Source organism: Pseudomonas svalbardensis (assembly GCF_030053115.1).
Taxonomy (GTDB): domain Bacteria; phylum Pseudomonadota; class Gammaproteobacteria; order Pseudomonadales; family Pseudomonadaceae; genus Aquipseudomonas; species Aquipseudomonas svalbardensis.
Genome location: NZ_CP125619.1, coordinates 2,009,936 through 2,035,314 on the forward strand (window position 1 = coordinate 2,009,936; position 25,379 = coordinate 2,035,314).

The following is a 25,379-nucleotide window of genomic DNA, read 5'->3' on the forward strand; positions in this document are numbered from 1 at the left end:
GCAGTGTGGATGTGGCATACCGAAATCAGCGGTTGCTGTATCAACGCTAGGAGCTCGAGAGGTGGTTAGAGGGGTTATGGATAAGATTCGGGCAAAGTTGCTAAGTCTGCCAAGACGACACAAGCGTATTGTGCAAGTGATGACTGATATCCTGTTGGTCTGGCTGGCATTGTGGATGGCTTTCATTGTACGCCTTGGGCTGGACGAGATGGTCAACCCACTCACTCAGCACCTCTGGCTTTTTGTCAGTGCTCCTGTCGTGGCCATTCCTCTTTTCATTCGCTTTGGCATGTACCGAGCCGTCATGCGCTATTTTGGAAATGACGCGCTGATCGCCATTATCAAGGCCGTCACCTTGTCGTCCTTGATACTCGGCATTGTGGTTTATTGGTACAGCAATCATCAAAATGTCGTCCCACGCTCGATCATTTTCAACTACTGGTGGTTGAGTCTGATCATGATCGGCGGCCTGCGCCTGGCGATGCGTCAGTATTTTTTGGGGGACTGGTTCAGCGCTGCTCAGCACGTACCGTTTACCAACCGGGATGACGGTTTGCCGAGAGTCGCCATTTATGGTGCAGGGGCGGCAGGTAACCAACTCGTTGCCGCATTGCGAATGGGCCGGGTCATGCGCCCTGTTGCGTTTATCGATGATGATAGCGGGATCGCCGACAGGGTCATTTCCGGTTTGCAGGTCTACAAGCCCAAACATATCCAGCAGATGATCGATAACACCGGGGCCCAGGAAATTCTCCTTGCTATCCCTTCTTCCAACCGTGGGCGCCGTCGCGAAATTCTTAGTTTCCTCGAGGGGTTCCCTCTCCATGTGCGAAGTGTCCCGGGATTTATGGATTTGGCCAGCGGTCGAGTGAAGGTCGATGATATTCAGGAGGTAGACATTGCTGACCTCTTGGGTCGTGATGCCGTTCCGGCCCAGGCTGACTTGCTTGAGCATTGTATCAAGGGGCAGTCCGTTCTGGTCACCGGGGCCGGAGGGTCCATCGGTTCTGAACTGTGCCGTCAGATTCTGGCATTGCGTCCAACCACGCTTTTACTTTTTGAACACAGTGAGTTCAACCTTTACAGCATCTTGTCCGAGCTTGAACAGCGCATCGCGCACGAGTCCTTATCGATTCGTCTGTTGCCGATTTTGGGCTCGGTGCGTAATCAGGACAAGTTGCTGGATGTGATGAAAACCTGGCATGTGGGTACGGTTTATCACGCTGCGGCTTACAAACATGTACCCATGGTTGAACATAACATTGCCGAAGGCGTGCTCAATAACGTAATCGGTACGCTAAATACCGCCCAGGCAGCACTTCAGGCTGGCGTCGCCAACTTTGTGCTGATCTCGACCGATAAGGCGGTACGTCCTACAAATGTAATGGGCAGTACCAAACGCCTTGCCGAGTTGACGCTGCAGGCACTCAGCCAGGAACTGGCTCCGGTGCTGTTTGGCGACACGACCAACGTTTCCCGCGTTAACAAGACGCGCTTCACTATGGTGCGTTTCGGTAATGTCCTGGGGTCTTCCGGCTCGGTGATTCCGCTGTTTCACAAGCAGATCAAGTCGGGTGGGCCGCTGACGGTCACCCATCCGAAGATCACTCGTTATTTCATGACCATTCCCGAAGCCGCGCAACTGGTGATTCAGGCAGGCTCAATGGGGCAGGGGGGAGATGTTTTCGTCCTGGACATGGGCGAGCCAGTGCGGATCGTCGAACTTGCCGAGAAGATGATTCATTTATCCGGGTTGAGTGTCCGTTCGGAAAAAAATCTGCATGGTGATATCTCAATTGAGTTCACGGGGCTGCGTCCGGGCGAAAAACTCTACGAAGAGTTGTTGATCGGCGACAATGTGGCCGCTACTCGGCACCCGATGATCATGAGCGCCAACGAGGATCACCTGCCTTGGGATGTGCTTAAGTCAAAGCTGACAGAGTTGCTCAAAGCGGTTGAACAGGACGACTACGCGCGTGTTCGCCAACTGCTGCGCGATACCGTCAGCGGTTACAGCCCGGACGGGGAAATCGTTGACTGGATCTACCAGCAACGTCGCCTCGAACCCTGATTGTTTCACATCCTGTAACGGACACATTTTTGACAGACTCCAGACATCGTCTAAGTTTGGAAGGCAGCTTCGGAAAAGCTGCTTTCTCAATTGATGTCATGGAGCTTCATTTATGCGTACTGGCTATTTCTACTCTCTGGTTTTCGCCCTGCTCACCAGCGCCTCTATTGCTGCCATTGCTTCGCCGACGGCCAAGCCCGAGGCTGGCAATGCACCCTTGGTGCTGGAAGTTTCTCCCAAGGAGCAGTCCGGCAAGGTCGATCTGAATCAGGCCGATGCGCCAACCCTTCAGCGCGAGTTGGCCGGTGTGGGCGAGGCCAAGGCCAAGGCGATTGTTACCTATCGTGAGAGTAATGGGCCGTTTGCGTCCGTGGACGAATTGCTCGAAGTGAAGGGAATCGGTAAAGCGATTCTGGATAAGAATCGCGAGAAGCTTGAGGTGAACTAAGCTTATACGTCAGCGCCAGGGGCCGGTCATTGATCGCAATGCTGTTCACTTAAGCGGAGCAGCCTTGCGGTTAACCGGATACCGGGTTTTTGACATCTTCACCGCCCTAGGCCTCGCAGGCCTGGGGCGTTTTGCTATGAAGAGCACACCAATGCTGCCGCGAAGCTCGTCCAGGCGTCTTGGCGTGTGTGAGGGCGAGACCGCTCCGGCCATGACCACCAGATGGCTGGCGATGTGCTGACAGGCAAACTTGAAACTCACCTCGCTGGGAGCCCGCTTATGAGCTACAGCCGCCTGACTGGCTTCTCGACGCACTACGTTATAAGCCAGTAACAGCCCCCATAATTCTTGATACACCAGGTCTACAGTCTTGCTGCGAAGGGTCAAGGCATTGTCTTGCATTGAGCTTTTGATATCCCTGAAACCCAGTTCGATTTCCCATCGCTCGTGATAAAGGGTGGCGACCTGCTCAGCGCTAAAGTGCGAGGCTGGCAGGGAGGTGAAGACGGTTTTTTCTTTCCCGGCGACCTCGTAGGTGACCGCCCGTACTTGCCAGTACTCAGGCAACAGTGGGTTCTTTTTACGCGCTTGCTGCGAGACCTTCATCTGGACTAGGTAATCACCATCGCCGTAGTGTTCAATTTCCGTGCGAACAGTACCCTTACGCTCCGGGATCATCCAATGCCGGTTTTTTTCAGTACTTTGGATACTCAACAATAGGTCCGCACTGAAAAACCCTTTGTCCAGCAGGGTCACTGAGTGGTTGGGTATGCTCTCGATGAAGTCCTTGGCCAGCGGGATCTCCCCTTTGCGGTAAGGGCTGATGGCCGCGTTGGCGATGATATGAGAACGGGCGTTCATCAACGCAACAAGGCGCAGCACCGGATAAGGGGTTTGACGATCGGAGGAGGTATTGCCGGAGCCAAAATGGTCCCGCAATGACGACGTTTCCGGGGTTCGAAACAAGGCACCGTCGACGGCAAAGACTTGAAGACCGTGCCAGTCATCTTGCGGGTAGCGCTCGTATCCCCAGACATTGGCGCACTGTTGAAATAACCAAGCGACAGGCTGATTCCCCAGACGCTGGCGCGCCTGCGACAACCCGCTTTTGGCTAACAGCACCTCATTAGCAAGACCGTCGGCACAAATATTCAGTCGGCGAGCGACCTCGACTATTGGCTCACCTCTGAAAAGTGCCATCCCGACTACCAGCCAAAGGACTATGTCCGAAGGCAAGCGCCGACGTCGGATCGTGGCTTTATCCGCCAGAGCGGCCGCTGCGGTGATCCAATCATGAGGAATATGATCGGTGAACACCTCAAGGCGAGAGAGCGGTTGCTTAGCAAAATCCAAAACCGCGCTTAAATCCTGAGCAACAGACATAAAAAATCCGGAATCCTTATCAGATTCCGGATTTTCCGGCTGCCTGAGGATTAGTCAACAATCCTTAAGTGAACAGCATTGCGGTCATTGATCGGCCTTTTTTTTCATTTCTGACGAGATGAATTCATCAGAAGATCAAGAGATCGCAGCCTTCGGCAGCTCCTACAAGGGCAGTCATTTCGTCGATGTTGGAAAAATTACGTCTATCATATGCGGTTCAGATTATGCCTATAATAAATGGGTTTCCGCCAAGCGTTTTGAGCCTCAGGCGCTTGTCTTTCCCTTAGGCATCTCCCAGGAGCACAGTCATGAACTCTGTCCAGTCCCAAGGTACGGCCCTCGTCACCGGTGCTTCTTCCGGTATCGGTGCGATTTACGCCGAGCGGTTGGCGGCGCGTGGTTTTGATTTGTTATTGGTCGCCCGTGATCAAGAGCGGCTGGAAGCAGCGGCTACCAGGTTGCGCGCCGAGCATGGCGTTCAGGTCGAGGTGCTCAAGGCGGATCTGACGCAAAAGGATGAGGTGCTGAAGCTTGAGCAGCGTCTTCGCAGCGATTCGAGTATCAGCCTGTTACTGAACAACGCCGGTGTTGCAGCGGATGGTTTGTTGGCCAATTCCGACATGGATCAACTGGAGCGTTTGATTCAACTGAACGTGACAACGGTCACGCGGTTGGCATCGGCAGCGGCCGCCAGTTTTGCCAAGGCGGGTCGGGGGATGATCATCAATATCGGGTCAGTAGTCGCCTTGTTTCCGGAGCGCTTCAACGCGACTTACAGTGCCAGCAAGGCCTATGTGTTAAGTCTGACGCAGTCGTTGAACGCTGAACTGGAGGGCACTGGGGTCAAGGTGCAGGCCGTGTTGCCAGGCGTAACACGTACCGAAATCTGGGAGCGCTCCGGTATCGACGCGACCCAGATTCCGGCGGATATGGTCATGGAAGCCGGGGATATGGTTAATGCGGCGTTGTCGGGTCTGGACCAGGGTGAGTTGATCACCATTCCTTCGTTGCCGGATGCGGCCGACTGGGATGCCTTCATTGCGGCGCGTCATGTATTGGCACCGAATCTTTCCAAAAATAAGGCTGCCGCGCGTTACACGTGAGGCGTCATGAATCGGCTTGAGGTATTTGCGGTATGAGTGATCGTCGAGTGGTTGTAACGGGCATGGGTTTGGTGTCGCCATTGGGTTCTGGCGTCGAAGCCGTTTGGTCGCGTCTGTTGGCCGGGCGTTCCGGGTTACGCAATTTGCCGGATGAGGTGGTTGCCGATTTGCCGGCCAAGGTCGGTGGCGCAGTGCCGACGCTGGCTGACGATCCCGAGGCGGGATTTGACCCGGACCGGGCGACGGCGCCCAAAGAGCAGAAGAAGATGGACCGCTTCATTATGTTCGCCATGGAAGCGGCGCGTCAGGCGCTGGAGCAGGCCGGTTGGCAAGCGGCGGACGCCAATGCCCAGGAGCGTACGGCAACCATTATCGGTTCCGGCGTGGGTGGTTTCGGTGCGATTGCCGATGCGGTGCGCACAACGGACAGCCGTGGACCGCGACGCCTGTCGCCGTTCACCATTCCTTCATTTCTGGTCAACCTCGCCGCGGGTCATGTGTCGATCCAGCACGGTTTCAAGGGCCCATTGGGTGCTCCGGTGACGGCTTGCGCGGCCGGGGTGCAGGCGATTGGTGATGCGGCGCGGTTGATTCGTTGTGGCGAAGCTGACATTGCGGTATGTGGCGGCGCGGAAGCGGCGATCGATCGCGTCAGTCTCGCCGGGTTTGCCGCTGCTCGCGCCTTGTCCAGCGGATACAACGACACCCCGGAGCGTGCCTCGCGGCCGTTCGACAGTGACCGCGATGGCTTCGTCATGGGGGAGGGCGCTGGCCTTCTGGTGATTGAATCCCTGGAACATGCCTTGGCCCGCGGTGCTCAGCCGCTGGCGGAACTGGTCGGTTACGGCACCAGTGCCGATGCCTATCACCTGACGGCGGGGCCCGAGGATGGCAGCGGTGCGCAACGGGCGATGTCGCTGGCGTTGGCCCAGGCGGGCATTTCGCCGGCGCAGGTGCAACATCTCAATGCTCACGCAACCTCGACGCCGGTCGGCGATCTGGGGGAGTTGGCTGCCATCAAGGCGTTGTTCGGCACGGATAACAAAATCGCCGTGACATCGACCAAATCGGCCACCGGGCATTTGCTCGGTGCAGCGGGCGGTATCGAGGCGATCTTCACGCTGTTGGCGATTCGCGATCAGGTCGTGCCGGCCACCCTCAACTTCGATAACCCGGACCCCGCCGCCCAAGGCGTGGACATTGTCCACGGCCAGGCGCGGCCGATGGCAATCGAATATGCGCTGTCCAATGGCTTCGGGTTTGGTGGGGTGAATGCCAGCGTGCTGTTCAAGCGCTGGGAGGGCTAGTCCCGGGGCTGTTTGAGATAGGCGCGAGTCACGTCGAGAATCCGCTGCGCCAGCTCGGGATTCTTGACACTGCGTGACAGCAGTAAAGCCCCGACCAGTGTCGACATGATGACGATGCTTTGGTCGGCGGCGTTCTCGTCTTCAAGAGTGCCTTGCACTTGTTCGAGTCGTGCGTTGAGCACCACGTCAGTGGTCGGGCTTTGCTGCCCGCGCAGGCCGAGTTCCGATGACATGGTCGGCAACGGGCAACCCTCATCGGGTGAAGTCTGGTGCCATTCGGACAAATAGGCGTCGATGAACGCTTCCAGCGGACGATCTTGAGCGAACAGTTCGGCGCAAATGACATCGACCTGCTCGCCCGCGGCTTGCAAAGCCTTTTCCACCAGTTCGTCTTTGGACTTGAAATGCGAGTAGAAACCACCGTGAGTCAGGCCCAGTGCTTTCATCAGCGGTTGCAGACCTGTCGCGCCAATGCCATCGCGGCGAAAGCGCGCTGACGCTTCCTTGATGATGCGTTGGTGGGTCTGGGCTTTATGGTCCTGCGAGTAACGCATCGGGTATCTCCGCAACAATGCGCCATATTAACCAATGAAAATGGGATGGTGATTGTACTTCTACTTCTAAAAAGCATGCAGATGCGTCCAACTCCGTCCTGCTGTCTTGAGCTAACTGGCACGAATAGTGATTACTCGTTAACTGACGATTGTTGAACAATCACGAGGCAATGAGTATGAACAGCGGACTGTCCCTGGCCGACCACATCACCCTTGAGTTGCGCGCCGACATCATTGGCGGCCGTTTGCTACCCGGCATGGCATTGGTGGAAAACGATCTGGTGTCTGCCTACAACGCATCCCGCAATACCATTCGCGAAGCGCTGCATCGCTTGGGGCAGGAAGGTCTGACCCGTTATGTGCGCAACAAGGGCGTGATGGTGCGCAGGCTGGGCGTCGAGGACGTGCGGGATCTGTTCAAGGTCAGGCGCACCCTGGAGCTGCAGGCCATCAGCGCGAGTCAGCCGCTGCGCGACTATCAATCCGACCGGATGCTCGAAGCCCTGGAAGCCACCGAGCTTGCCCGGGAGCGCGAGGACTGGCGCGCTGTCGGCACCCACAGTCTGGCCTTTCATCAACACATCGTTGGATTGCTGCGCAGTCCGTTGTTCGATGAGTTCTTCACCAACGTCGTCGCGCAATTGCGCCTGGTGTTTTGCACCGCTCCCGACGAATCACGTTTTCAGGCGCCCTGGCTGGCGCGCGACCGGCAGATCCATGAGTTGTTGGCCGAGGGCGACAAGCGCGCGGCCGAGGACGCCATGAGCCTGTATCTCGACGATTCCGAACACCTCCTTTTGCAAATGCTTGCCCCAGTTTCCCATCACTGATCGAGGATTCGTGCCATGTACAAAGACTATCCGGCGGCCTATCAAGTCAGCAAAGGCTCAGCCTTGCAGGTGGACAAAGCCTTCTACGAACGGATTCGCGATGCAAAGGAGGGGCGCACCCTAATCGAGGCATTCGAGGTGCCGATCCGCACCGGTCGCGCCTGGAAGGTGCCAGCCGGGCATGTGTTTCGCGTGACCACCCCCGTCGGGCCCCAAGTCGGGGATTTCAACGTCTGGAATGCCAACGATCCACGGGAGCGTTTGTGGGCGGCACGGACCCGGCAATTACAGGGCGCACACGTCAGCACCCATGACCGGCTCTGGTCGAATCTGCCTTTTCTGCGGCCGCTGGTGACCATCACTGATGACAGCCTGGCCGGTTACGGCATCGACGAACATGGCGGTCGCTTGCACGATTTGCTCGGCACCCGTTGCGACCCTTACGTGAACAAAATGCTCACCGGCGAAGACTTTCACCATCACTGCCACTCGAACCTGACCCGCGCGGTCCTGCCTCATGGGCTGACCGAATTCGACGTGCATGACGTGCTGAACATTTTCCAGTGCACGGGCCTGAACCACGATGACATGTATTTCATGAAAGCCTGTCCGGCACAGAAGGGCGATTACCTGGAATTCTTTGCCGAAATCGATCTGCTCTGCGCCCTCTCGACCTGCCCGGGTGGCGATCTGTCGCTTGCCATGTGGGGGCCGGATGCACAGGATCCGCTAAGCGTGTGTCGTCCGCTCGGGGTAGAGGTTTATCAGTTGGAGGATTCGTTGCTTGAGGGCTGGAGCCAGCCGGAACGCGCGGCATACAAAGGGCTGCATGGCCTGCACATCGCCAAGGCCGATTGGGAGAAATAGAAACGCAAAACCCCGTCATTTGATGAGAATGACGGGGTCTGTTTAGTTAGCGGTCCTGCGCATCCTTGGCATCCGCTTCCGCGTTGCGTTCAGCGACGCGTTTGCGTTGCTCCTCGGTCAGTTCGACCTTGTTGGCGGTGTCACGCAACATCATCAAACCACCAACGATCGAGCCGATTGCAACGATCAGAATCAACCAGGCATACCAGGGCATAGGGCTCTCCTTGAGGGCAGGCCGATTGGCGGGTTTTGCCAACCGATCGTGCATACCACTTTGAGCGATGGATTTTCGCACTGGTTCCATCGCAGTCGCTCCATTCTATGCCTGTTCTGACAGCAACACTTCGCCTGTTTAGAGCCCGGTCAGCATCGCGTCCGCCGGCGCATCGGCACGCAGTTGCGCCGTCAGCATAAAGTACACGAACCCAACCGCCATGAAGCCCAGGAAGATCAACCCGATCAGCGTGTTGAACCAGGCCATTGCCACCAGGCAGACCACCGCTAGCACCAGCGCAATGAACGGCACCAACGGATAACACGGCGCGCGAAAGGTGCGCTCCAGATTCGGTTCGGTTTTGCGCAGTTTGAACAGGCTGAGCATGCTCATGATGTACATCACGATTGCCCCGAAGACCGCCATCGTGATCATCGCCGCCGTCAGCGTCATGCCGCCCAGGTTGATCAAACCATCACTGTAGATCGCGGCAATGCCGATCACGCCACCGGCGATGATTGCCCGGTGCGGTGTCTGAAAGCGTGACAATTTGGCCAGAGACGCCGGCAGGTAACCGGCCCGGGCGAGGGCGAAGAACTGCCGCGAGTAGCCGAGGATGATTCCGTGGAAACTCGCCACCAGGCCGAACAGGCCGATCCACACCAGCATGTGCAACCAGCCCGAACTTTCACCCACCACGGTTTTCATCGCTTGCGGCAGCGGGTCGTTGATGTTCGACAAGGTGCGCCAGTCACCGACGCCGCCGGCAAAGAACATCACGCCCATCGCCAGCAAAACCAGCGTCAGAATGCCGCTGATGTAAGCCTTCGGAATGGTGCGTTTCGGGTCCTTGGCTTCTTCGGCGGCCATGGCCGCGCCTTCGATGGCCAGGAAGAACCAGATGGCGAAGGGTATCGCCGCGAACATCCCGGCAATCGCCGGCGCGCCGAACACATCGGAACCGGCCCAGCCATTGAGTGCGAAATTGCTGAAGCTGAACGCCGGGGCGACCACGCCCATGAACACCAGCAGTTCGGCCACTGCGAGAACGCAGACCACCAGTTCGAAGGTTGCGGCCAGTTTCACCCCGAGGATGTTCAGGCCCATGAACACGATGTAGGCGCCGACCGCGGCGTGTTTCGGATCAAGCGCTGGAAACTGAACGTTCAGATACGCACCGATCGCCAGAGCGATGGCTGGCGGGGCGAAGACAAATTCAATCAGTGTCGCCAGCCCCGCGATCAATCCGCCTTTCTCGCCAAAGGCGCGGCGGCTGTAGGCAAAGGGACCACCAGCGTGAGGAATCGCGGTGGTCAACTCGGTGAAACTGAAGATGAAGCAGGTGTACATCGTGGCGACCATAAAGGACGTCACCAGAAAACCGAGTGTGCCTGCCACGCCCCAGCCATAACTCCAGCCGAAGTATTCACCGGAAATCACCAGCCCGACCGCAATGCCCCACAGGTGCAGCGTGCCCAGTGTGGGTTTGAGTTGTGTGTTCATGCGTTGCTCCCTGAACGGTTTGGAAAGCTCAGGGAGGGCGTTTGCAGTGGGCGTGCCATTGTGTGTTGACGCGTCGTAAAGCGCCGAAAGCTGTCGTATCGGGGATGTTTGCCGCTCGATGCGCGCAAATGGGTGCGCCAGTTGGGGGCGCTGGTGGCGGTTTTGCCGTCTTCGTGGGCAAGTCCTGCTTGTAGGTTTAGCCTTGCTCGGCAAGACATTCGCGCAGCGCAAGTTGCCAGTCTGGTTGGCTGATGCCCCATTCACGTTGCAGGCGACTGCAATCAAGGCATGAGTTGAGCGGTCGGGCCGCCGGTGTCGGGTAATCGCTGGAGGGAATCGGCAGCAGGTTTGCGCAGGGCTTTCCTTGTTGCCGTAACGCTTCGCCAATGGCCTGGGCGAAGCCGAACCAGGAGGTTTCTCCCTGAGCGGTCAGATGATATGTCCCCCAAGTAGCGGCCTCACCTGCCTGCCAGCGTTCGATCAGGGCAAGGGTGCTATTGGCAATTGTGCCTGCCCAGGTAGGTGCGCCGATCTGATCGGCGACAATGCGTACTTCCGGTCTCTCTTGCAGCAGGCGTTGCATCGTCAGCAGGAAATTGCGGCCATGGGTCGAATAGACCCAGCTGGTACGCAGGATAAGATGTTTGCCTTGCACGTCAGTGATCGCCCGTTCACCGGCCAGTTTGCTCTTGCCGTAAACCCCGAGAGGGTTTGGCGTGTCGTCTTCGTTATAAGTCCCGACCTTCATGCCGTCGAATACATAATCGGTGGAGTAGTGAATCAGCGGGATGCCAAGCTTCAGTGCTTCTTCGGCAAAGATGCCAGGGGCCACGGCGTTGATGGCAAAGGCTGTTTCCGGCTCGCTTTCAGCCAGATCGACCGCTGTGTGGGCCGCCGCATTGATGATCAGATCCGGACGAACCTTTTGTACCTGTTGGCGAATCTGCTGGGGTTGTGCCAGATCGAGTTGATCGCGACCCAGCACGATCAACTCGCCGACCCCCCCCAGTCGACGCTGCAGTTCGCGTGAGACCTGACCATGCTGGCCGCTGATGAGAACTCTCATGGGAGCAGATCAGCCAATTGCAGGCTTTTACCGATGATCACTTCGCCGCGCAGACCGGTTTCATTCACACCCATTGTTCATCCCCTGCGAGCTTGGCCAGGTACTGGCCATACCCGGTCTTGCCGAAGTAGCGGGCACGCTCCAGCAGCTGTTCGCGGTTGATCCAGTTCTTTTCATAAGCGATCTCTTCGAGGCAGGCGACTTTCAAGCCTTGTCGACGTTCGATGGTCTGCACGTACTGAGAGGCATCGAGCAAGCTGTCGTGGGTGCCGGTGTCGAGCCAGGCGAAACCACGGCCGAAGCGCTCGACCTGCAGGTCTCCCCGTTTGAGATACGCATTGTTGACGTCGGTGATTTCCAGCTCGCCGCGAGGCGAAGGCTTTACCGCTTTGGCGATCCTGATTACATCGTTGTCGTAAAAATACAGGCCGGTGACGGCATAGCTGGATTTCGGTGTTTTCGGCTTTTCTTCGATCGACAGCGCACGGCCCTGGCTGTCCAAATCAATCACGCCGAATCGCTCCGGGTCTTTGACCCAATAGCCGAACACGGTAGCGCCAGAAGTGCGTGTTGCCGCGTTTTGCAACTGCTCGCCAAAGTGTTGACCATGGAAAATGTTGTCGCCGAGGATCAGGCACACTGGATCATTGCCAATGAAGCTTTCGCCAATCAGAAAAGCCTGGGCCAGTCCATCCGGCGACGGCTGCTCGGCATAGCTGAAATTGACCCCGAACTGACTGCCATCACCCAGCAGATTGCGGTACTGGGGCAGATCCTGGGGAGTAGAGATCACTAAAATGTCTTTGATGCCGGCCAGCATCAGGACCGAAATCGGGTAATAGATCATCGGTTTGTCGTAGACCGGCAACAGCTGTTTGGACACCCCGAGCGTGATCGGATGCAGGCGTGTGCCCGAGCCGCCTGCCAAAACGATACCTTTCATCATGCATGAAGCTCCTGGGGATTGATGGCACCAAGGCGTTCACCCTGGTAGCTGCCATCCTGAACGCGACGGCACCACTCAAGGTTGTTCAAGTACCACTGAACGGTTTTGCGAAGGCCGGTTTCGAAGGTCTCTTCGGGTACCCAGCCCAGTTCGTGTTCGATCTTGCTGGCATCGATCGCGTAGCGCAGGTCATGGCCAGGACGATCCTGTACGAACGTGATCAAGTCGGCGTAGTGCGCGACCCCCACTGGCTTGTGCGGTGCCAGTTCTTCAAGCAGGGCGCAGAGGCCACGCACCACGTCGATATTCTTTTGTTCGTTGTGCCCGCCGATGTTGTAGGTCTCGCCGACGATACCGGTGGTCACCACTTTGAGCAGCGCCCGGGCGTGATCTTCGACGAACAGCCAGTCGCGGATTTGCAGGCCGTCGCCGTACACCGGCAGCGGCTTGCCGGCCAAGGCATTGAGGATGACCAGCGGAATCAATTTTTCGGGAAAGTGGAACGGACCGTAATTGTTCGAGCAGTTGGTCAACAGCACCGGCAGGCCATAGGTGCGCTGCCAGGCACGGACCAGGTGGTCGGACGCCGCTTTGCTGGCGGAGTACGGTGAACTCGGGGCGTAGGGCGTCGTTTCCGTAAACAGATCATCGGCACCATGCAGGTCACCATAGACCTCGTCAGTGGAGATATGGTGGAAACGGAAGGCGCTTTTTTTCGGCTCGGCGAGGGTTTGCCAATATGCGCGGGTGGCCTCCAGCAGGCTGTAGGTGCCGACGATGTTGGTCTGGATGAAATCCGAAGGTCCGTCGATGGAACGGTCGACGTGGGATTCCGCTGCCAGGTGCATGATCGCCTGCGGCTGGAAACGTGTCAGCACCGCGCTGACGGTCGCCTGATCAACGATATCGGCTTGAACGAACTCGTAGCGAGTGTCGTTGGCAATGCCGGTCAGCGATTCGAGATTGCCGGCGTAGGTCAGCTTGTCCAGGTTGAGCACTTCATGCTCGGTGTGTCGAATCAGCTCGCGAATCAAGGCAGAGCCAATGAAACCGGCACCGCCGGTGATGAGGATACGCATGTTGGCCAGCCTTTTTCAGTAGTCGAAAACGCAAACGGTCATATCTTGTCGGCAGGGGCGGGGTGGTGCAATAGGTTGTTCATCCCACTTTGGTTTTGGGGAGTCTTAACTATCGATGCAGGACGATAGAGATGCCTGATAAATCCGGAACGGTGTTGTATGCCCCCAGACACCACCGTAACCCTAGCGTAAACCCACTCTTTACGCTTTTTTTATGCCCCGCCACACCCCTCGCTCTCGTTCGTTTACAGCCTCCCTACCGACAATGACTCCACACGCGGCAATACGCCGTAACACGGAGAACTTCCATGAGCGTTCTGGACGGGGTGTCACTGCTACTGGCAGTGGGGCTGTTCATTTATCTGTTGGTTGCGCTATTGCGCGCGGACCGGAACTAGGAGCGGCTATGCACAGTTATGACTATTGGCTGATCCTCGCCTTCTTCGCCCTGGTGCTGATTCCGGCACCGTTTCTGGGGCGCTTCTACTACAAGGTGATGGAAGGTCAGCGCACTTGGCTGACTCCGATCCTCGGCCCGGTAGAGCGCGGGTGTTATCGGGTGGCCGGCGTAGATCCGCAGGCCGAACAGAGCTGGCAGAAGTACACCCTGGCCTTGCTCGCCTTCAACCTCGCGGGCTTTTTGCTGTTGTTCGCGATCCTGTTGTTCCAAGACCACTTGCCACTGAACCCGCAGAACCTGCCGGGTCAAGAGTGGACGCAAGCGTTCAATACCGCCGTCAGCTTTATGACCAATACCAACTGGCAGTCCTACAGTGGCGAAGCGACCCTGAGCTACCTGAGTCAGATGGTCGGCCTCACCGTGCAGAACTTTGTCAGCGCCGCCACCGGCCTCGCCGTGTTGGTTGCCCTGTGTCGCGGGATCGGCCGCAAGTCGAGCAAGACCCTCGGCAACTTCTGGGTCGACATGACCCGCGCCACCCTCTACGGCTTGTTGCCGCTGTGCCTGCTGCTGGCGCTGTATCTGGTCTGGCAGGGCGTGCCGCAAACCTTCGCGCAGTACGTGAATGCCGTGACGATGCAGGGTGTTGATCAAGTGATCCCGCTCGGCCCTGCGGCCAGCCAGATTGCGATCAAGCAACTGGGCACCAACGGTGGTGGCTTCTTCGGCGTCAACTCGGCACATCCGTTCGAGAACCCGACAGCCTGGAGCAACCTGTTCGAGATGACCTCGATCATTCTGATCCCGGTCGCGCTGGTGTTCACTTTTGGCCATTACGTGAAAGACCTGCGTCAGAGCCGGGCGATCATCGCCTGCATGCTGGCGCTGTTCCTGATCGGCGGCGCCACCTCGTTGTGGGCTGAATACCAACCGAACCCGACCCTGAACAACGTCGCTGTCGAGCAGACAGCGCCACTGGAAGGCAAGGAAGCACGCTTCGGCACGACCGCCACGGTGCTGTGGTCGGTGACCACCACTGCGGCATCCAACGGTTCGGTCAACGGCATGCACGACAGCCTTAACCCGCTGAGCGGCATGGTCGTGCTGGTCAACATGATGGTCGGCGAAGTGATCTTCGGCGGCGTCGGTGCCGGGCTCTACGGCATGTTGCTGAACGTGTTGATCGCGGTGTTCCTCGCCGGCCTGATGATCGGCCGCACCCCGGAATACCTCGGCAAGAAACTGCAAGCGAAGGAAGTCCAGTTGTTGGTTGTGACCTTGCTGGTGATGCCGGTCGGCGTGCTGGTACTTGGCGCGATTGCCGCGAGCCTGCCAGGCCCGGTGGCCTCGGTGAGCAACCCCGGCGCCCACGGTTTCAGCCAATTGCTCTACAACTACACCTCGGCCAGCGCCAACAACGGTTCTGCATTCGGCGGCTTCGGTGCCAACACCGCGTTCCACAACCTGATGCTGGGCCTGGGCATGTTGATCGGTCGCTTCGGTTACATCCTCCCGGTACTGGCTCTGGCCGGCAGCCTGGCGATGAAGAAAACCGCACCGATCGGCCAGAACAGCTTCCCGACTCATGGCCCGCTGTTCGTGACCTTGCTGACCGTGACCATTTTGCTGGTGGGTGGTTTGACCTTCCTGCCGACATTGGCGCTGGGTCCTATTGCTGAACATCTGAGCCTGGGCTTCTAAGGAGTCAATGATGAATATGCCCGCAACTAAAGCCGCCACCGTCAAGGCGCCGGAACAACCGAAAACCGCGATCTCGGCCCTCTGGCGTCCGGCGCTGGTGCAAGCCTTCGTCAAGCTCGACCCTCGGCAATTGCAGCGTGCGCCAGTGATGCTGGTGGTCGAACTGACCGCGATCCTGACCACCGTGCTGTGCTTCATTCCTGACAGCAGCGTGCCGACTTTTGTCGCCGCGCAAATCGCCTTGTGGTTATGGTTCACCGTGCTGTTTGCCAACTTCGCCGAAGCACTGGCCGAAGGTCGCGGCAAGGCTCGCGCTGACAGCCTCAAGGCCGGTAGCGAAGGCCTGAGTGCTCGGCGCAAAACCGGCAACGGCGCCTTTCAAGTCGTGCCGGCCACCAGCCTGCGCAAGGGTGATGTGGTCCGCGTTGAATCGGGGGAAATGATCCCCGGTGACGGCGAGGTGATTGAAGGTATCGCGGCGGTCAACGAAGCGGCGATTACCGGTGAATCCGCGCCGGTGATTCGCGAATCCGGCGGCGACCGTTCGGCCGTCACCGGCAACACCCGACTGGTGTCCGACTGGCTGTTGGTGCGCATCACCGCCAACCCGGGTGAGTCGACACTCGATCGCATGATCGCCCTGGTCGAAGGCGCCAAACGCCAGAAAACCCCGAACGAAGTGGCGCTCGATATCCTGCTGATCGGCCTGACCCTGATCTTCCTGCTGGTGGTCGTCACCCTGCAGCCGTTCGCCCACTTCGCCAACGGCAGCCTGCCGCTGGTGTTCCTGGTGGCGTTGTTGGTCACGCTGATTCCGACCACCATTGGCGGTCTGTTGTCCGCCATCGGTATCGCCGGGATGGACCGTCTGGTGCGCCTGAATGTGATCGCCAAATCCGGTCGCGCCGTGGAAGCGGCGGGGGACGTACACGTCCTGTTGCTGGACAAGACCGGCACCATCACCTTCGGTAACCGTCGTTGCACCGCGGTCTATGCCGCGCCGGGTGTGAGCAGCAAAGAGCTGGCCGAAGGTGCGTTGTTCGCCTCGCTGGCCGATGACACGGCCGAAGGTAAATCCATCGTCGAGTACCTGCGCGGGATTCATCCACAGCCAGAGCCAGCCACCGAGTTGCTGACCGTGGTGCCGTTCAGTGCTGAAACTCGTCTGTCCGGTGTCGACTATCAGGGCCGCGTGTATCGCAAAGGCGCGGTGGATTCGTTGCTGGCCTTCGTTGGCCTGAAACGTGCCGATCTGGCCGCGCCGCTGTCCCGGGAAATCGACAAGATCGCCCAGAGCGGCGGGACCCCGTTGCTGGTTTGCGCCGACGGTAAATTGCTCGGCGCGATTCACCTCAAGGACGTGGTCAAACCCGGCATTCGCGAGCGTTTCGCCGAACTGCGCAAACTGGGGATTCGCACCGTCATGGTGACCGGCGACAACCCGCTGACCGCCGCGGCGATTGCGGCCGAGGCGGGCGTCGATGACGTGCTGGCCGAAGCCACACCGGAGAAAAAACTGGCGCGCATTCGCCACGAGCAGAACGACGGTCGCCTGGTCGCCATGTGCGGCGACGGCGCCAACGACGCCCCGGCCCTGGCCCAGGCGGACGTGGGCATGGCGATGAACGACGGGACGCAAGCGGCGCGCGAGGCGGCGAACATGGTCGACCTCGACAGCGATCCGACCAAACTGCTGGACGTGGTGCAGATCGGTAAGGAACTGCTGGTGACCCGCGGTGCGTTGACGACGTTTTCCATCGCCAACGACGTGGCCAAATACTTCGCGATTTTGCCGGCGCTGTTCGCCTCGATCTACCCGCAACTGGGCGTGCTGAACGTCATGCACCTGAGCAGTCCGCAGAGCGCGATTCTCTCGGCGATTGTGTTCAACGCCTTGATCATCGTGGTGCTGATTCCATTGGCATTGCGCGGCGTGCGCGTGCAGGCGGCGAGTGCATCGGCGTTGTTGCGACGCAATCTGCTGATCTATGGATTGGGCGGGCTTGTGGTGCCGTTTGTGGGGATCAAGGCGATCGACATGCTGTTGACGGCGTTGCATTTGGTTTGAGGCTGAAATCGACCCCCTCACCCTAACCCTCTCCCCAGGGGGGCGAGGGGACTGACCGAGGTGTTTTTACGAGGTGTGCAGACCTGAAAGACCGAGTCGAACTCAAGTTTTGAAAAACTTGAAGATCTGCTCCCTTTCCCCTCTCCCCTATGGGGAGAGGGCTGGGGTGAGGGGTGGATTTCCCTGACACCCCACAACTTCTCCAATTTCGAGGATTCTGAAATGTCCACAATGATACGCCCGGCCCTGAGCCTGCTCGTCCTGATGACCCTGATCACCGGCGTTGCCTATCCACTGGTGGTCACCGGTGTCGCCCAGGTCGCATTCCCGGATCAAGCCAATGGCAGTCTGGTCCACGACGCGGATGGCAAGGTCCGCGGCTCGTCGCTGATTGCGCAAGATTTCGTCGGCGACGCCTGGTTCCATCCACGGCCATCGGCCGGTGCATTTGCCACCGTGTCGAGCGGTGCCAGCAACCTTTCGCCAAGCAACCCGGCCCTGGCCACTCGGGTGACCGATGATGCCCACAAGCTGCTAGTGTCGGGCCAGGGTCCGGTGCCATTGGCGATGGTCACCACCTCCGGCAGCGGCCTCGATCCACACTTGCCACCGGCCGCAATTACCTATCAACTTGCGCGTGTTGCGGCGGCGCGCAATTTGCCGGTGTCTACGCTCCAGCAGTTGATGGATGCGAATATCGAGCAGCCATTGGTGGGGCCGCCAGTGGTGAACGTGTTGGCGCTGAATATGGCGCTGGAAAACCTGTAAATCGGTGGCGCCCCTAATCGCGAGCAGGCTCGCTCCCACAGGAGAATGCATTCCAATGTGGGAGCGAGCCTGCTCGCGAAGACGGCCGAAAAATCACCATATCAATACCTGAAAGAAGAGAACTTCAAGCATGAGTGATTCCGGCCGCGCCGACGCGCTGTTAGCAGACCTGCCCCGCGACGGCCGTGGCCGGCTCAAGGTTTTTCTCGGCGCCGCACCCGGTGTCGGCAAGACCTACGCCATGCTGCAAGCGGCCCACACCCAACTGCGCCAGGGCGTGAAAGTCATTGCCGGCGTGGTCGAAACCCACGGTCGTGCCGAGACCGAAGCGCTGCTCGGCGGCTTGCCGCAGCAGCCGTTGGTGCGCTCGGAATACCGTGGTGTGATGCTCGAAGAAATGGACCTCGACAGCTTGCTCGCCGCCAAACCGAAACTGGTGCTGGTGGACGAACTGGCCCACAGCAACGCGCCCGGCAGTCGTCACGCCAAACGCTGGCAAGACATTCAGGAACTGCTCGCTGCAGGCATCGACGTGTACACCACGGTCAACGTCCAGCACCTGGAAAGTCTGAACGACAAAGTGCGTGGCATCACGGGCGTGCAGGTCCGCGAAACCCTGCCGGACTGGGTGCTGCAAGAGGCCTACGAACTGCTGCTGATCGACCTGCCGCCGCGCGAGCTGCTCGAGCGTCTGCGCGATGGCAAGGTCTACGTGCCGGAGCAGGCGAGGGCGGCCATCGACGCTTTCTTCACCCAGACCAACCTCACGGCCCTGCGGGAACTGGCGATGCAAACCGCTGCCGCTCAGGTCGATGATGATTTGGCCCAGGGCTATCGCCAGCTCGGCCAAGCGGCGCCGGCGGTACGCGGTCGCCTGTTGGTTGGCGTCGATGGCGATGCACAGGCCGAGCGTCTGGTGCGTCACGCCAGTCGCGTTGCCCAGCGTCGGCATTTGCCGTGGAGCCTGGTGCATGTGGACAACGGCAGTGTGCGTGACGAGCAGTCGCGCTTGCGTCTGCAAAGTGCCCAGCAATTGGCCGAACGCCTCGGCGGCGAAGTGGTGTTGTTGCGGGCTGGTGAGGTGGCGAAAACCCTGATCCAGCACGCCGCCGAACGTCGCGCCAGTCTTGTGTTGGTGGGGCAATCCCGGCAACGATTGCGTCGGCGCTTGTTCGGCGGCGGACTGGCGTCGCGTTTGCTGCGCGATGCGCGCGGGCTGGAAATCAACGTCCTCGACAGCGATCACGAACAGCATCAGCCGCGTCAGCGTTCGGCGCAGGCACTGGTGTGGTTCGACTACGCGCTGGCGTTGGTGGCGACGGTGCTCGCCAGTGCGTTGGCCTGGGCGGTGGCAAGTGTCTTGCCGCTGCCCAATATCTCGCTGGTGTTCCTCGTTGCAGTGTTGCTGGTGGCGGTGCGCAGCAGCCTCGGCCCGGCGCTGGCCTGTGCGGTGTTGTCGTTTCTGACCTACGACTTTTTGTTCATTCCGCCGACTTTCTCTTTCAGAATCCAGCGCGAAGAAGACGTGCTGACGTTGCTGTTCTTCCTGCTGATGGCGGCGCTCACCGGTAACCTCGCGGCCCGACAGCGGCGGCAGTTACAAGCCCTGCGCGACACTCAGGAAGAGACCACCGAACTGCTCGACTTGTCACGCAAACTCACGGCCGCCACCGACCGTCAGGCGGTGGTCAGCGCAGCGGCCCAGCACCTCAACGGCTGGAGTGACCTGCAACTGTGCCTGCTCAATCAAGACGGGCAGGGCGGCTGGAAAGTCGAAACCGGTGGCCCGCTGGAGTTTTCCGAAGCCGAGCGCGCTGCCGCCGATTGGGCCTGGCAACACGATCAACCGGCGGGCGCGGGCACCGGCACGTTGCCGTTCGGACGTTGGTGGTGGTGGCCGTTGTCAGTGGAAGACGGGCCGCTGGCGCTGCTCGGCGTGTGTGCCAAAGAGGGCCAGAGCTTGAGCGGTCAGCGTCGGCGTTTGTTGACCGCGCTGAGCCAGCCGCTGGCTCAGGCACTGGCCCGTGCGCAATTGGCCGAGGACCTGGAAGCCGCCCGCCTGCACGGCGAAACCGAGCAACTGCGCAGTGCCTTGCTGGCCTCGGTGTCCCACGATTTGCGCACGCCGCTGACCTCCATGCGCGGCAGCATCGATAGCCTGTTGGCCCTCGGTGAAGCGATCCCGCTGGAAGATCGCCGCGAACTGCTCGAAGGCACGCGCGATGAAGCCGAGCGCCTCGATCGCTACATCCAAAATCTGCTGGACATGACCCGCCTCGGGCACGGCGCGCTGAAGCTGGCGCGGGACTGGGTGTCGCCGGCCGACATCGTCGGCAGTTCGCTCAATCGTCTGCGCGCCGTGCTGGCGCCGTTGCAGGTGAGCACCGAAGTGCCGCCGCAGTTGCCGCTGCTGTATGTCCACGCCGCGCTGATCGAACAGGCGCTGGTCAACGTGCTGGAAAATGCCGCGCGGTTTTCACCGTCTCACGGTCGCCTGCAATTGCGCGCCGGAGCCGACGACAGCGAGCTGTTTTTTTCGGTGAGCGATGAAGGGCCGGGGATTCCGCAGGAAGAGCGGGCGAAGATTTTCGACATGTTCTACACCGCCGCGCGCGGTGATCGTGGCGGGCAGGGGACCGGTCTGGGGTTGGCGATCTGTCAGGGCATGGTCGGTGCCCATGGCGGGCGGATCAGCGTCGCCGATGGCATCGAGGGGCGCGGCACCTGCATCACCTTGCACCTGCCGTTGCAAACTCAGCCGGCCTTTGAAAATTAAGAGCCGAAAGTGAAGCTTGATCCCGCTTGCGTTACTCTCTTGCCACTTCTTTATGTTGATGTGAATTCATGAGCCAGACCGCGACCATTTTGGTCATCGACGACGAACCGCAGATCCGTAAATTTCTGCGCATCAGCCTTGTTTCCCAGGGCTACAAAGTGCTGGAGGCCGGCACTGGCACCGAGGGCCTGGCCCAGGCGGCACTGAATAAACCGGACTTGCTGGTACTCGACCTCGGCCTGCCGGACATGGACGGCCAGCAGGTGCTACGCGAGTTTCGCGAGTGGTCGACGGTGCCGGTGCTGGTGCTCTCGGTGCGCGCCAGTGAAGGGCAGAAAGTCGAAGCGCTCGACTACGGCGCCAACGACTACGTGACCAAGCCGTTTGGCATTCAGGAGTTTCTTGCGCGGGTGCGTGCCTTGTTGCGTCAGGCTCCGGCGGGAGAAGCGCAACAAGCGGCACTGACGTTCGGCCCGTTGACCGTGGATCTGGCTTATCGCCGGGTGTCGCTCGACGGCACCGAAGTCGCGCTGACCCGCAAGGAATACGCGGTACTGGCGCAACTGGCGCGACATCCGGGACGGGTCATCACCCAGCAGCAATTGCTCAAGGATATTTGGGGGCCGACTCATACCGAAGACAGTCACTACCTGCGGATTGTGGTCGGGCATTTGCGCCAGAAACTGACGGATGATCCGACGCAGCCTCGGTTTATCGTCACCGAGGCGGGGGTCGGGTATCGGTTGTTGAGTGAGGACAATCTTTAGTTTTGTATTGAATGATCCGGCCCCATCGCGAGCAAGCTCGCGATGGGGCCGGATCATTCATTCGAGAATCTCAGGAATCCCGCTCACTCTCATACCGATCGAGCGTATCCCGCGCAATCTCCCGCCCCAGCGCGATCAATTCCGGCGCCTTGTAAAACTCGAAAAACCGGCACACTCGCTTTGGCACGTTGATCAAAATATCCGGCGGATAACCGGCGATCTTGTACTGCGACAATGAGGTTTGCATCACCTCGAAACTCTGGTTGATCAGGTCCAGCAAAGACGCCGGTCCGACGTTGTCGATGATGAACGAACCGGTGGCGGACTTCGGCGCGCCGTCGCGTTCAGGGGCGGCGGCCGGCTGCTGGGCTTTGGGTTCGGCGGATTCGATCCACGGGTTGATCTCGGCCGCTTCTGCCATCAACGCTTCCTTTTCCAGCAGCAGCAATTGTTCCGCCTGTTTGCGGCGAAATGGCAATTTTGAACCGAGCGAGTTGATCAGGCTGTCGAAACGGCTCTTGAACGCCGCCGGGCGCTGGATCACCGGCAATTGATAGTGGCGCTGGTTGGTGGAGTTGAGGTTGACCGCGATGATCAGGTCGCAATGACTCGACACCACCGGCACGATCGGTAAAGGGTTGAGGATGCCGCCGTCCACCAGCATGCGGTTGCCTTGCATCACCGGGGTGAACAGGCTGGGAATCGCCGCCGAGGCGCGCATGGCTTGGTGCAGGCAGCCTTCCTGGAACCAGATTTCCTGTTGGTTGGTCAGGTCAGTGGCCACCGCCGTGTAGGGGATGCGCAGGTCCTCGATATTGATCTCGCCGACGATCTTGCGGATCTGCCCGAAAACCTTCTCTCCGCGAATCGCGCCCAGACGAAAACTGACGTCCACCAGACGCAAGACGTCGAGGTAATCCAGGCTTTCGATCCAGTTGCGATATTCGTCGAGTTTGCCGGCGGCATAGATCCCGCCGACCACCGCGCCCATGGAGCATCCGGCGATGCAGGCGATGTCATAGCCACGCCGTTCGATCTCTTCAATGACCCCGATATGGGCGTAGCCCCGGGCCCCACCTGAGCCCAGCACCAGCGCGACACGCTTTTTCATGAATCGCCCTCGTCTGACAAGGTTCAACAATGCACCCATCGAGGGGCGCGCTTCAATCGCTAAGGTCGTTCCGCGAGGCGAGGGCGTCGTTTTTTCGACACTCTTTGGCGGCAGATGGGTATTCTCGCGAGCGCTAGAGTTTCCGAGGCGGGAGCAAGGCACTTTTCACGCGCCAGACCGTCTTAACTGCACGACTGTTTACCTATCTTTGAGGTGTGAATAATGAAAGCCTGGATCTGTGTGCCTTTGATTGCCCTGGCACTTGCCGGTTGTGCCGGCAAAACCGCTTACCGTGACAGCTGCGGTAGCGGGATCGATGCTGCGTGGCGTGAACTGGATCTGGCGAAGGCTGAAGGTTTTGCCGGAACTGTCAGCTATTCCAAGGCCCTGTCGCTGCTGACCGGCGCCAAGACTCAGCAGCAATTCGAAGCGTTCGAAGGCTGCACCAAGAAGGCCGAGAAGGCGCGTTTTTATATTCGTGAATCGCGCGCGGGGCGCTGAAAGCAGCTCTAAGCTCTAAGCTGCAAGCAATAAGTCGGTCGCCCCGGATTTCGGCTGACGGCTTGCAGCTGTTTACGGAGTAATACCCCATGATTAACCGGTTGGTGGCTCATGTACTGGGCCTGGAAGTCCGTTTGCTGGCCTGTCAGGCACGCTTGAGTGCGCGCACCGACCCTGAAGCGCTGCACGATCTGCGTACCACGGTTCGCCGCTTGCGCAGTCTGCTGCGGCCATTGCGCGGTTTGCCCGGGGTCGAACAGCTGGAAGCGGCGGCGTCCCGGGTCGGCGACTTGACCACACCGTTGCGCGATCGCGAAGTGCTGGCGGCCTACCTGCTCGAGCATGATCAACCCGAGGCTGCCCATCGGCGTATGGCGCAAATGGCCGAGGCTTACCCGGCGGTCGCGACGAGTCCTGAAGTGGCGCAGTTGCTGATGATCCTCGACGCCTTCCCGCGTTTTCTGCGGGCCTCCCAGCGTCAGGGCTTGCTCAAGGGCTTGCGTCAAAGCATCGAACAACGTTTGGCCAAACAGTGGAAAAAACTCGACAAAGCCCTGCACGATCCAGCGCATGATCGCCACCGTTTGCGCCTGTTGATCAAGCGTGTGCGCTATGGCATCGAAGCCTATCCCGAACTGGATCGACTGCCGAAAGCGGCGATGCCGTGCTTGAAATCCGCGCAAGGTGCATTGGGCGATTGGCACGATTGCTTGCAATGGCTGGCCATAGCTGAGAAGGAAACCGATTTGCAGCCCTGCGTCGCGGCCTGGAAAACCGCCATGGCCAAGGCCGAAGGCCGCGCCGACCGCGTCCTCGACAAATTCAGCGCTGCTTGCTTCAAATCCTGAAACCACCACAAGACAGATCTATGTAGCAGCTGCCGAAGGCTGCGTTCGGCTGCGCAGCAGTCGCTAATCTGGTTATCTCGGTGATAGCTGTAAAATCGCATGCAGGTTTTACGACTGCTTCGCAGCCGAACGCAGCCTTCGGCAGTTGCTACAGGGATGGCGGTACTATCCGGCTCATCTGTCAGTGCTTTTGGCCGGAATAAGCGCTGTGCCATCCTCGCGGGCTGGTTAAGATCCCTTCATCCTTTTCCCGCACCGAGGTTTCCATGCGCTTTTCCGATCTGCTCGACGCTGTCCGCAGCCAGCCGCTGGAGCTGTCTATCCCGGCCGAATGGGCTCAGGGGCGTGCCAGTTTCGGTGGCCTGGTGGCCGCCTTGCAGTACGAAGCCATGCGCGCAAAAGTCCCGGCGGATCGTCCGGTGCGCTCGCTGGCGATCACCTTTGTCGGCCCGGTCGAGCCTGAAGTGCCGGTCAGTTTTGAAGTCGATGTGTTGCGCGAAGGCAAAGCGGTCAGCCAGGTGCTGGGCCGGGCGATGCAGAAGGGCCAGGTGGTGACATTGGTCCAGGGCAGCTTCGGCGCCTCGCGACCGTCGGAAGTGGCGGTGATCGCCGAACCGGCGCCCGAGATGAAGCACTGGGACGACTGTCAGGAACTGCCTTACATCAAAGGAGTGACTCCGGAGTTCATGCGGCATCTGGCGATGCGCTGGAGTGTCGGCGGTCTGCCGTTCACCGGCAACAAATCCCGCGAGATGGGCGGCTGGGTGCGCTTGCGTGGGGACGTGAAGGAAGAGGCAGTCAGCGAGTCGCATATCCTGGCGCTGGTCGACGCCTGGCCACCGGCGCTGTTGCCGCACCTGAAAAAACCGGCGATGGGCAGCACGCTGACCTGGACCATTGAATTCGTCCAGCCGTTGCTTGAGCTGAGCACGCTGGACTGGTGCAAATACCTCGTCGAGATCGAGCATGCCGCTGACGGCTACGGCCATGCGGCCGCGAAGTTGTGGAGCGCGGACGGTCAGTTGATTGCCATGAGCCGGCAGACGGTGACGATTTTCGCCTGATCAG

Annotated in this window: 23 protein-coding genes; 15 read left to right on the top strand and 8 right to left on the bottom strand. The window is 59.4% G+C overall.

Translation table 11 applies throughout. From position 1 onward, the window contains the following. Positions 1-76 precede the first annotated feature (76 nt). Both QFX16_RS09190 and QFX16_RS09195 read left to right on the top strand, forming a co-directional pair. A complete protein-coding gene (locus tag QFX16_RS09190) occupies positions 77-2,071 on the top strand; it encodes a polysaccharide biosynthesis protein (RefSeq protein ID WP_283183675.1) in 1,995 nt (664 codons plus the stop codon). Between the two features lie 112 nt (positions 2,072-2,183). Beyond that, the gene (locus QFX16_RS09195) at positions 2,184-2,519 is read left to right on the top strand and encodes a ComEA family DNA-binding protein (RefSeq protein ID WP_283183676.1); all 336 of its coding nucleotides are present in this window, start codon (positions 2,184-2,186) and stop codon (positions 2,517-2,519) included. A 45-nt stretch (positions 2,520-2,564) separates the two neighbouring features. Here QFX16_RS09195 and QFX16_RS09200 read toward each other — a convergent pair whose 3' ends face one another. Beyond that, positions 2,565-3,902 (bottom strand): IS4 family transposase, encoded by a 1,338-nt coding sequence (locus tag QFX16_RS09200; protein ID WP_283180397.1) that lies wholly within the window; start codon positions 3,900-3,902, stop codon positions 2,565-2,567. Between the two features lie 308 nt (positions 3,903-4,210). Here QFX16_RS09200 and QFX16_RS09205 point away from each other — a divergent pair, with 308 nt between their 5' ends. After that, positions 4,211-5,005 (top strand): SDR family NAD(P)-dependent oxidoreductase, encoded by a 795-nt coding sequence (locus tag QFX16_RS09205; RefSeq protein WP_283183677.1) that lies wholly within the window; start codon positions 4,211-4,213, stop codon positions 5,003-5,005. Between the two features lie 32 nt (positions 5,006-5,037). After that, complete coding sequence (gene fabF, locus QFX16_RS09210) at positions 5,038-6,312, top strand: beta-ketoacyl-ACP synthase II (RefSeq protein ID WP_283183678.1); 1,275 nt, start codon at positions 5,038-5,040, stop codon at positions 6,310-6,312. On the opposite strand, the gene QFX16_RS09215 is transcribed toward fabF, so the two are convergent. After that, entirely contained in the window at positions 6,309-6,866 is a 558-nt protein-coding gene (locus tag QFX16_RS09215) for a TetR/AcrR family transcriptional regulator (RefSeq protein WP_283183679.1), read from the bottom strand. The two genes, fabF and QFX16_RS09215, sit on opposite strands and share 4 nt — an antisense overlap. Before the next feature lie 176 nt (positions 6,867-7,042). Here QFX16_RS09215 and QFX16_RS09220 point away from each other — a divergent pair, with 176 nt between their 5' ends. Both QFX16_RS09220 and QFX16_RS09225 read left to right on the top strand, forming a co-directional pair. Then, on the top strand, positions 7,043-7,696 hold the full coding sequence (locus QFX16_RS09220) for a GntR family transcriptional regulator (RefSeq protein WP_046057107.1): 654 nt from the start codon (positions 7,043-7,045) through the stop codon (positions 7,694-7,696). A 15-nt stretch (positions 7,697-7,711) separates the two neighbouring features. Next, positions 7,712-8,563 (top strand): urea carboxylase-associated family protein, encoded by an 852-nt coding sequence (locus QFX16_RS09225; RefSeq protein WP_283183680.1) that lies wholly within the window; start codon positions 7,712-7,714, stop codon positions 8,561-8,563. Positions 8,564-8,609: 46 nt separating this feature from the next. Here the strand turns inward: QFX16_RS09225 and QFX16_RS09230 are convergent, their stop codons facing one another. The 5 genes from QFX16_RS09230 to rfbB form a co-directional block, all read right to left on the bottom strand. Further along, a complete protein-coding gene (locus tag QFX16_RS09230; protein WP_008006000.1) occupies positions 8,610-8,777 on the bottom strand; it encodes a DUF2897 family protein in 168 nt (55 codons plus the stop codon). A 138-nt stretch (positions 8,778-8,915) separates the two neighbouring features. Beyond that, the gene (eat, locus tag QFX16_RS09235; protein ID WP_033055766.1) at positions 8,916-10,280 is read right to left on the bottom strand and encodes an ethanolamine permease; all 1,365 of its coding nucleotides are present in this window, start codon (positions 10,278-10,280) and stop codon (positions 8,916-8,918) included. 196 nt (positions 10,281-10,476) lie between these two features. Next, entirely contained in the window at positions 10,477-11,346 is an 870-nt protein-coding gene (gene rfbD, locus QFX16_RS09240) for a dTDP-4-dehydrorhamnose reductase (RefSeq protein ID WP_283183681.1), read from the bottom strand. A 64-nt stretch (positions 11,347-11,410) separates the two neighbouring features. Further along, entirely contained in the window at positions 11,411-12,292 is an 882-nt protein-coding gene (rfbA, locus tag QFX16_RS09245; protein ID WP_283183682.1) for a glucose-1-phosphate thymidylyltransferase RfbA, read from the bottom strand. Beyond that, on the bottom strand, positions 12,289-13,371 hold the full coding sequence (gene rfbB, locus QFX16_RS09250) for a dTDP-glucose 4,6-dehydratase (protein ID WP_283183683.1): 1,083 nt from the start codon (positions 13,369-13,371) through the stop codon (positions 12,289-12,291). The genes rfbA and rfbB overlap by 4 nt, the downstream gene beginning before the upstream one ends. A 308-nt stretch (positions 13,372-13,679) precedes the next feature. Here rfbB and kdpF point away from each other — a divergent pair, with 308 nt between their 5' ends. From kdpF to QFX16_RS09280, 6 genes are all read left to right on the top strand, one after another. Beyond that, positions 13,680-13,769, top strand: coding sequence for a K(+)-transporting ATPase subunit F (gene kdpF, locus QFX16_RS09255; protein WP_007899818.1), 90 nt, complete (start codon positions 13,680-13,682; stop codon positions 13,767-13,769). Between the two features lie 8 nt (positions 13,770-13,777). Next, the gene (kdpA, locus tag QFX16_RS09260) at positions 13,778-15,472 is read left to right on the top strand and encodes a potassium-transporting ATPase subunit KdpA (protein ID WP_283183684.1); all 1,695 of its coding nucleotides are present in this window, start codon (positions 13,778-13,780) and stop codon (positions 15,470-15,472) included. A gap of 10 nt (positions 15,473-15,482) precedes the next feature. Next, a complete protein-coding gene (gene kdpB, locus QFX16_RS09265) occupies positions 15,483-17,540 on the top strand; it encodes a potassium-transporting ATPase subunit KdpB (RefSeq protein WP_283183685.1) in 2,058 nt (685 codons plus the stop codon). A gap of 222 nt (positions 17,541-17,762) precedes the next feature. Continuing rightward, entirely contained in the window at positions 17,763-18,308 is a 546-nt protein-coding gene (gene kdpC / locus QFX16_RS09270) for a potassium-transporting ATPase subunit KdpC (protein WP_283183686.1), read from the top strand. A gap of 130 nt (positions 18,309-18,438) precedes the next feature. Then, positions 18,439-21,084: a DUF4118 domain-containing protein gene (locus QFX16_RS09275; RefSeq protein WP_283183687.1), complete on the top strand. Its 2,646-nt coding sequence runs from the start codon at positions 18,439-18,441 to the stop codon at positions 21,082-21,084. 68 nt (positions 21,085-21,152) lie between these two features. Then, positions 21,153-21,851 carry a response regulator gene (locus tag QFX16_RS09280; RefSeq protein WP_283183688.1) on the top strand — a complete coding sequence of 233 codons (699 nt, stop codon included), beginning with the start codon at positions 21,153-21,155 and terminating at the stop codon, positions 21,849-21,851. A gap of 70 nt (positions 21,852-21,921) precedes the next feature. Here the strand turns inward: QFX16_RS09280 and QFX16_RS09285 are convergent, their stop codons facing one another. After that, the gene (locus tag QFX16_RS09285) at positions 21,922-22,962 is read right to left on the bottom strand and encodes a patatin-like phospholipase family protein (protein ID WP_283183689.1); all 1,041 of its coding nucleotides are present in this window, start codon (positions 22,960-22,962) and stop codon (positions 21,922-21,924) included. A gap of 222 nt (positions 22,963-23,184) precedes the next feature. Here QFX16_RS09285 and QFX16_RS09290 point away from each other — a divergent pair, with 222 nt between their 5' ends. The 3 genes from QFX16_RS09290 (at position 23,185) to QFX16_RS09300 (ending at position 25,375) form a co-directional block, all read left to right on the top strand. Next, the gene (locus tag QFX16_RS09290) at positions 23,185-23,463 is read left to right on the top strand and encodes a hypothetical protein (RefSeq protein ID WP_017337340.1); all 279 of its coding nucleotides are present in this window, start codon (positions 23,185-23,187) and stop codon (positions 23,461-23,463) included. 89 nt (positions 23,464-23,552) lie between these two features. Then, positions 23,553-24,311, top strand: coding sequence for a CHAD domain-containing protein (locus tag QFX16_RS09295; protein ID WP_283183690.1), 759 nt, complete (start codon positions 23,553-23,555; stop codon positions 24,309-24,311). A gap of 266 nt (positions 24,312-24,577) precedes the next feature. Next, positions 24,578-25,375 (top strand): acyl-CoA thioesterase, encoded by a 798-nt coding sequence (locus tag QFX16_RS09300; RefSeq protein ID WP_283183691.1) that lies wholly within the window; start codon positions 24,578-24,580, stop codon positions 25,373-25,375. Positions 25,376-25,379: the final 4 nt, after the last annotated feature.

Coding starts and splice junctions, on each gene's coding strand:
- QFX16_RS09205 (WP_283183677.1), top strand. CDS start 4,211: ATGAACTCTGTCCAGTCCCAAGGTACGGCCCTCGTCACCGGTGCTTCT.
- QFX16_RS09285 (WP_283183689.1), bottom strand. CDS start 22,962: ATGAAAAAGCGTGTCGCGCTGGTGCTGGGCTCAGGTGGGGCCCGGGGC.
- QFX16_RS09225 (WP_283183680.1), top strand. CDS start 7,712: ATGTACAAAGACTATCCGGCGGCCTATCAAGTCAGCAAAGGCTCAGCC.
- QFX16_RS09220 (WP_046057107.1), top strand. CDS start 7,043: ATGAACAGCGGACTGTCCCTGGCCGACCACATCACCCTTGAGTTGCGC.
- rfbB (WP_283183683.1), bottom strand. CDS start 13,371: ATGCGTATCCTCATCACCGGCGGTGCCGGTTTCATTGGCTCTGCCTTG.
- QFX16_RS09290 (WP_017337340.1), top strand. CDS start 23,185: ATGAAAGCCTGGATCTGTGTGCCTTTGATTGCCCTGGCACTTGCCGGT.
- rfbD (WP_283183681.1), bottom strand. CDS start 11,346: ATGAGAGTTCTCATCAGCGGCCAGCATGGTCAGGTCTCACGCGAACTG.
- QFX16_RS09200 (WP_283180397.1), bottom strand. CDS start 3,902: ATGTCTGTTGCTCAGGATTTAAGCGCGGTTTTGGATTTTGCTAAGCAA.
- kdpF (WP_007899818.1), top strand. CDS start 13,680: ATGAGCGTTCTGGACGGGGTGTCACTGCTACTGGCAGTGGGGCTGTTC.
- QFX16_RS09190 (WP_283183675.1), top strand. CDS start 77: ATGGATAAGATTCGGGCAAAGTTGCTAAGTCTGCCAAGACGACACAAG.
- kdpC (WP_283183686.1), top strand. CDS start 17,763: ATGTCCACAATGATACGCCCGGCCCTGAGCCTGCTCGTCCTGATGACC.
- eat (WP_033055766.1), bottom strand. CDS start 10,280: ATGAACACACAACTCAAACCCACACTGGGCACGCTGCACCTGTGGGGC.
- QFX16_RS09295 (WP_283183690.1), top strand. CDS start 23,553: ATGATTAACCGGTTGGTGGCTCATGTACTGGGCCTGGAAGTCCGTTTG.
- fabF (WP_283183678.1), top strand. CDS start 5,038: ATGAGTGATCGTCGAGTGGTTGTAACGGGCATGGGTTTGGTGTCGCCA.
- kdpA (WP_283183684.1), top strand. CDS start 13,778: ATGCACAGTTATGACTATTGGCTGATCCTCGCCTTCTTCGCCCTGGTG.
- kdpB (WP_283183685.1), top strand. CDS start 15,483: ATGAATATGCCCGCAACTAAAGCCGCCACCGTCAAGGCGCCGGAACAA.
- rfbA (WP_283183682.1), bottom strand. CDS start 12,292: ATGATGAAAGGTATCGTTTTGGCAGGCGGCTCGGGCACACGCCTGCAT.
- QFX16_RS09280 (WP_283183688.1), top strand. CDS start 21,153: ATGAGCCAGACCGCGACCATTTTGGTCATCGACGACGAACCGCAGATC.
- QFX16_RS09195 (WP_283183676.1), top strand. CDS start 2,184: ATGCGTACTGGCTATTTCTACTCTCTGGTTTTCGCCCTGCTCACCAGC.
- QFX16_RS09300 (WP_283183691.1), top strand. CDS start 24,578: ATGCGCTTTTCCGATCTGCTCGACGCTGTCCGCAGCCAGCCGCTGGAG.
- QFX16_RS09215 (WP_283183679.1), bottom strand. CDS start 6,866: ATGCGTTACTCGCAGGACCATAAAGCCCAGACCCACCAACGCATCATC.
- QFX16_RS09230 (WP_008006000.1), bottom strand. CDS start 8,777: ATGCCCTGGTATGCCTGGTTGATTCTGATCGTTGCAATCGGCTCGATC.
- QFX16_RS09275 (WP_283183687.1), top strand. CDS start 18,439: ATGAGTGATTCCGGCCGCGCCGACGCGCTGTTAGCAGACCTGCCCCGC.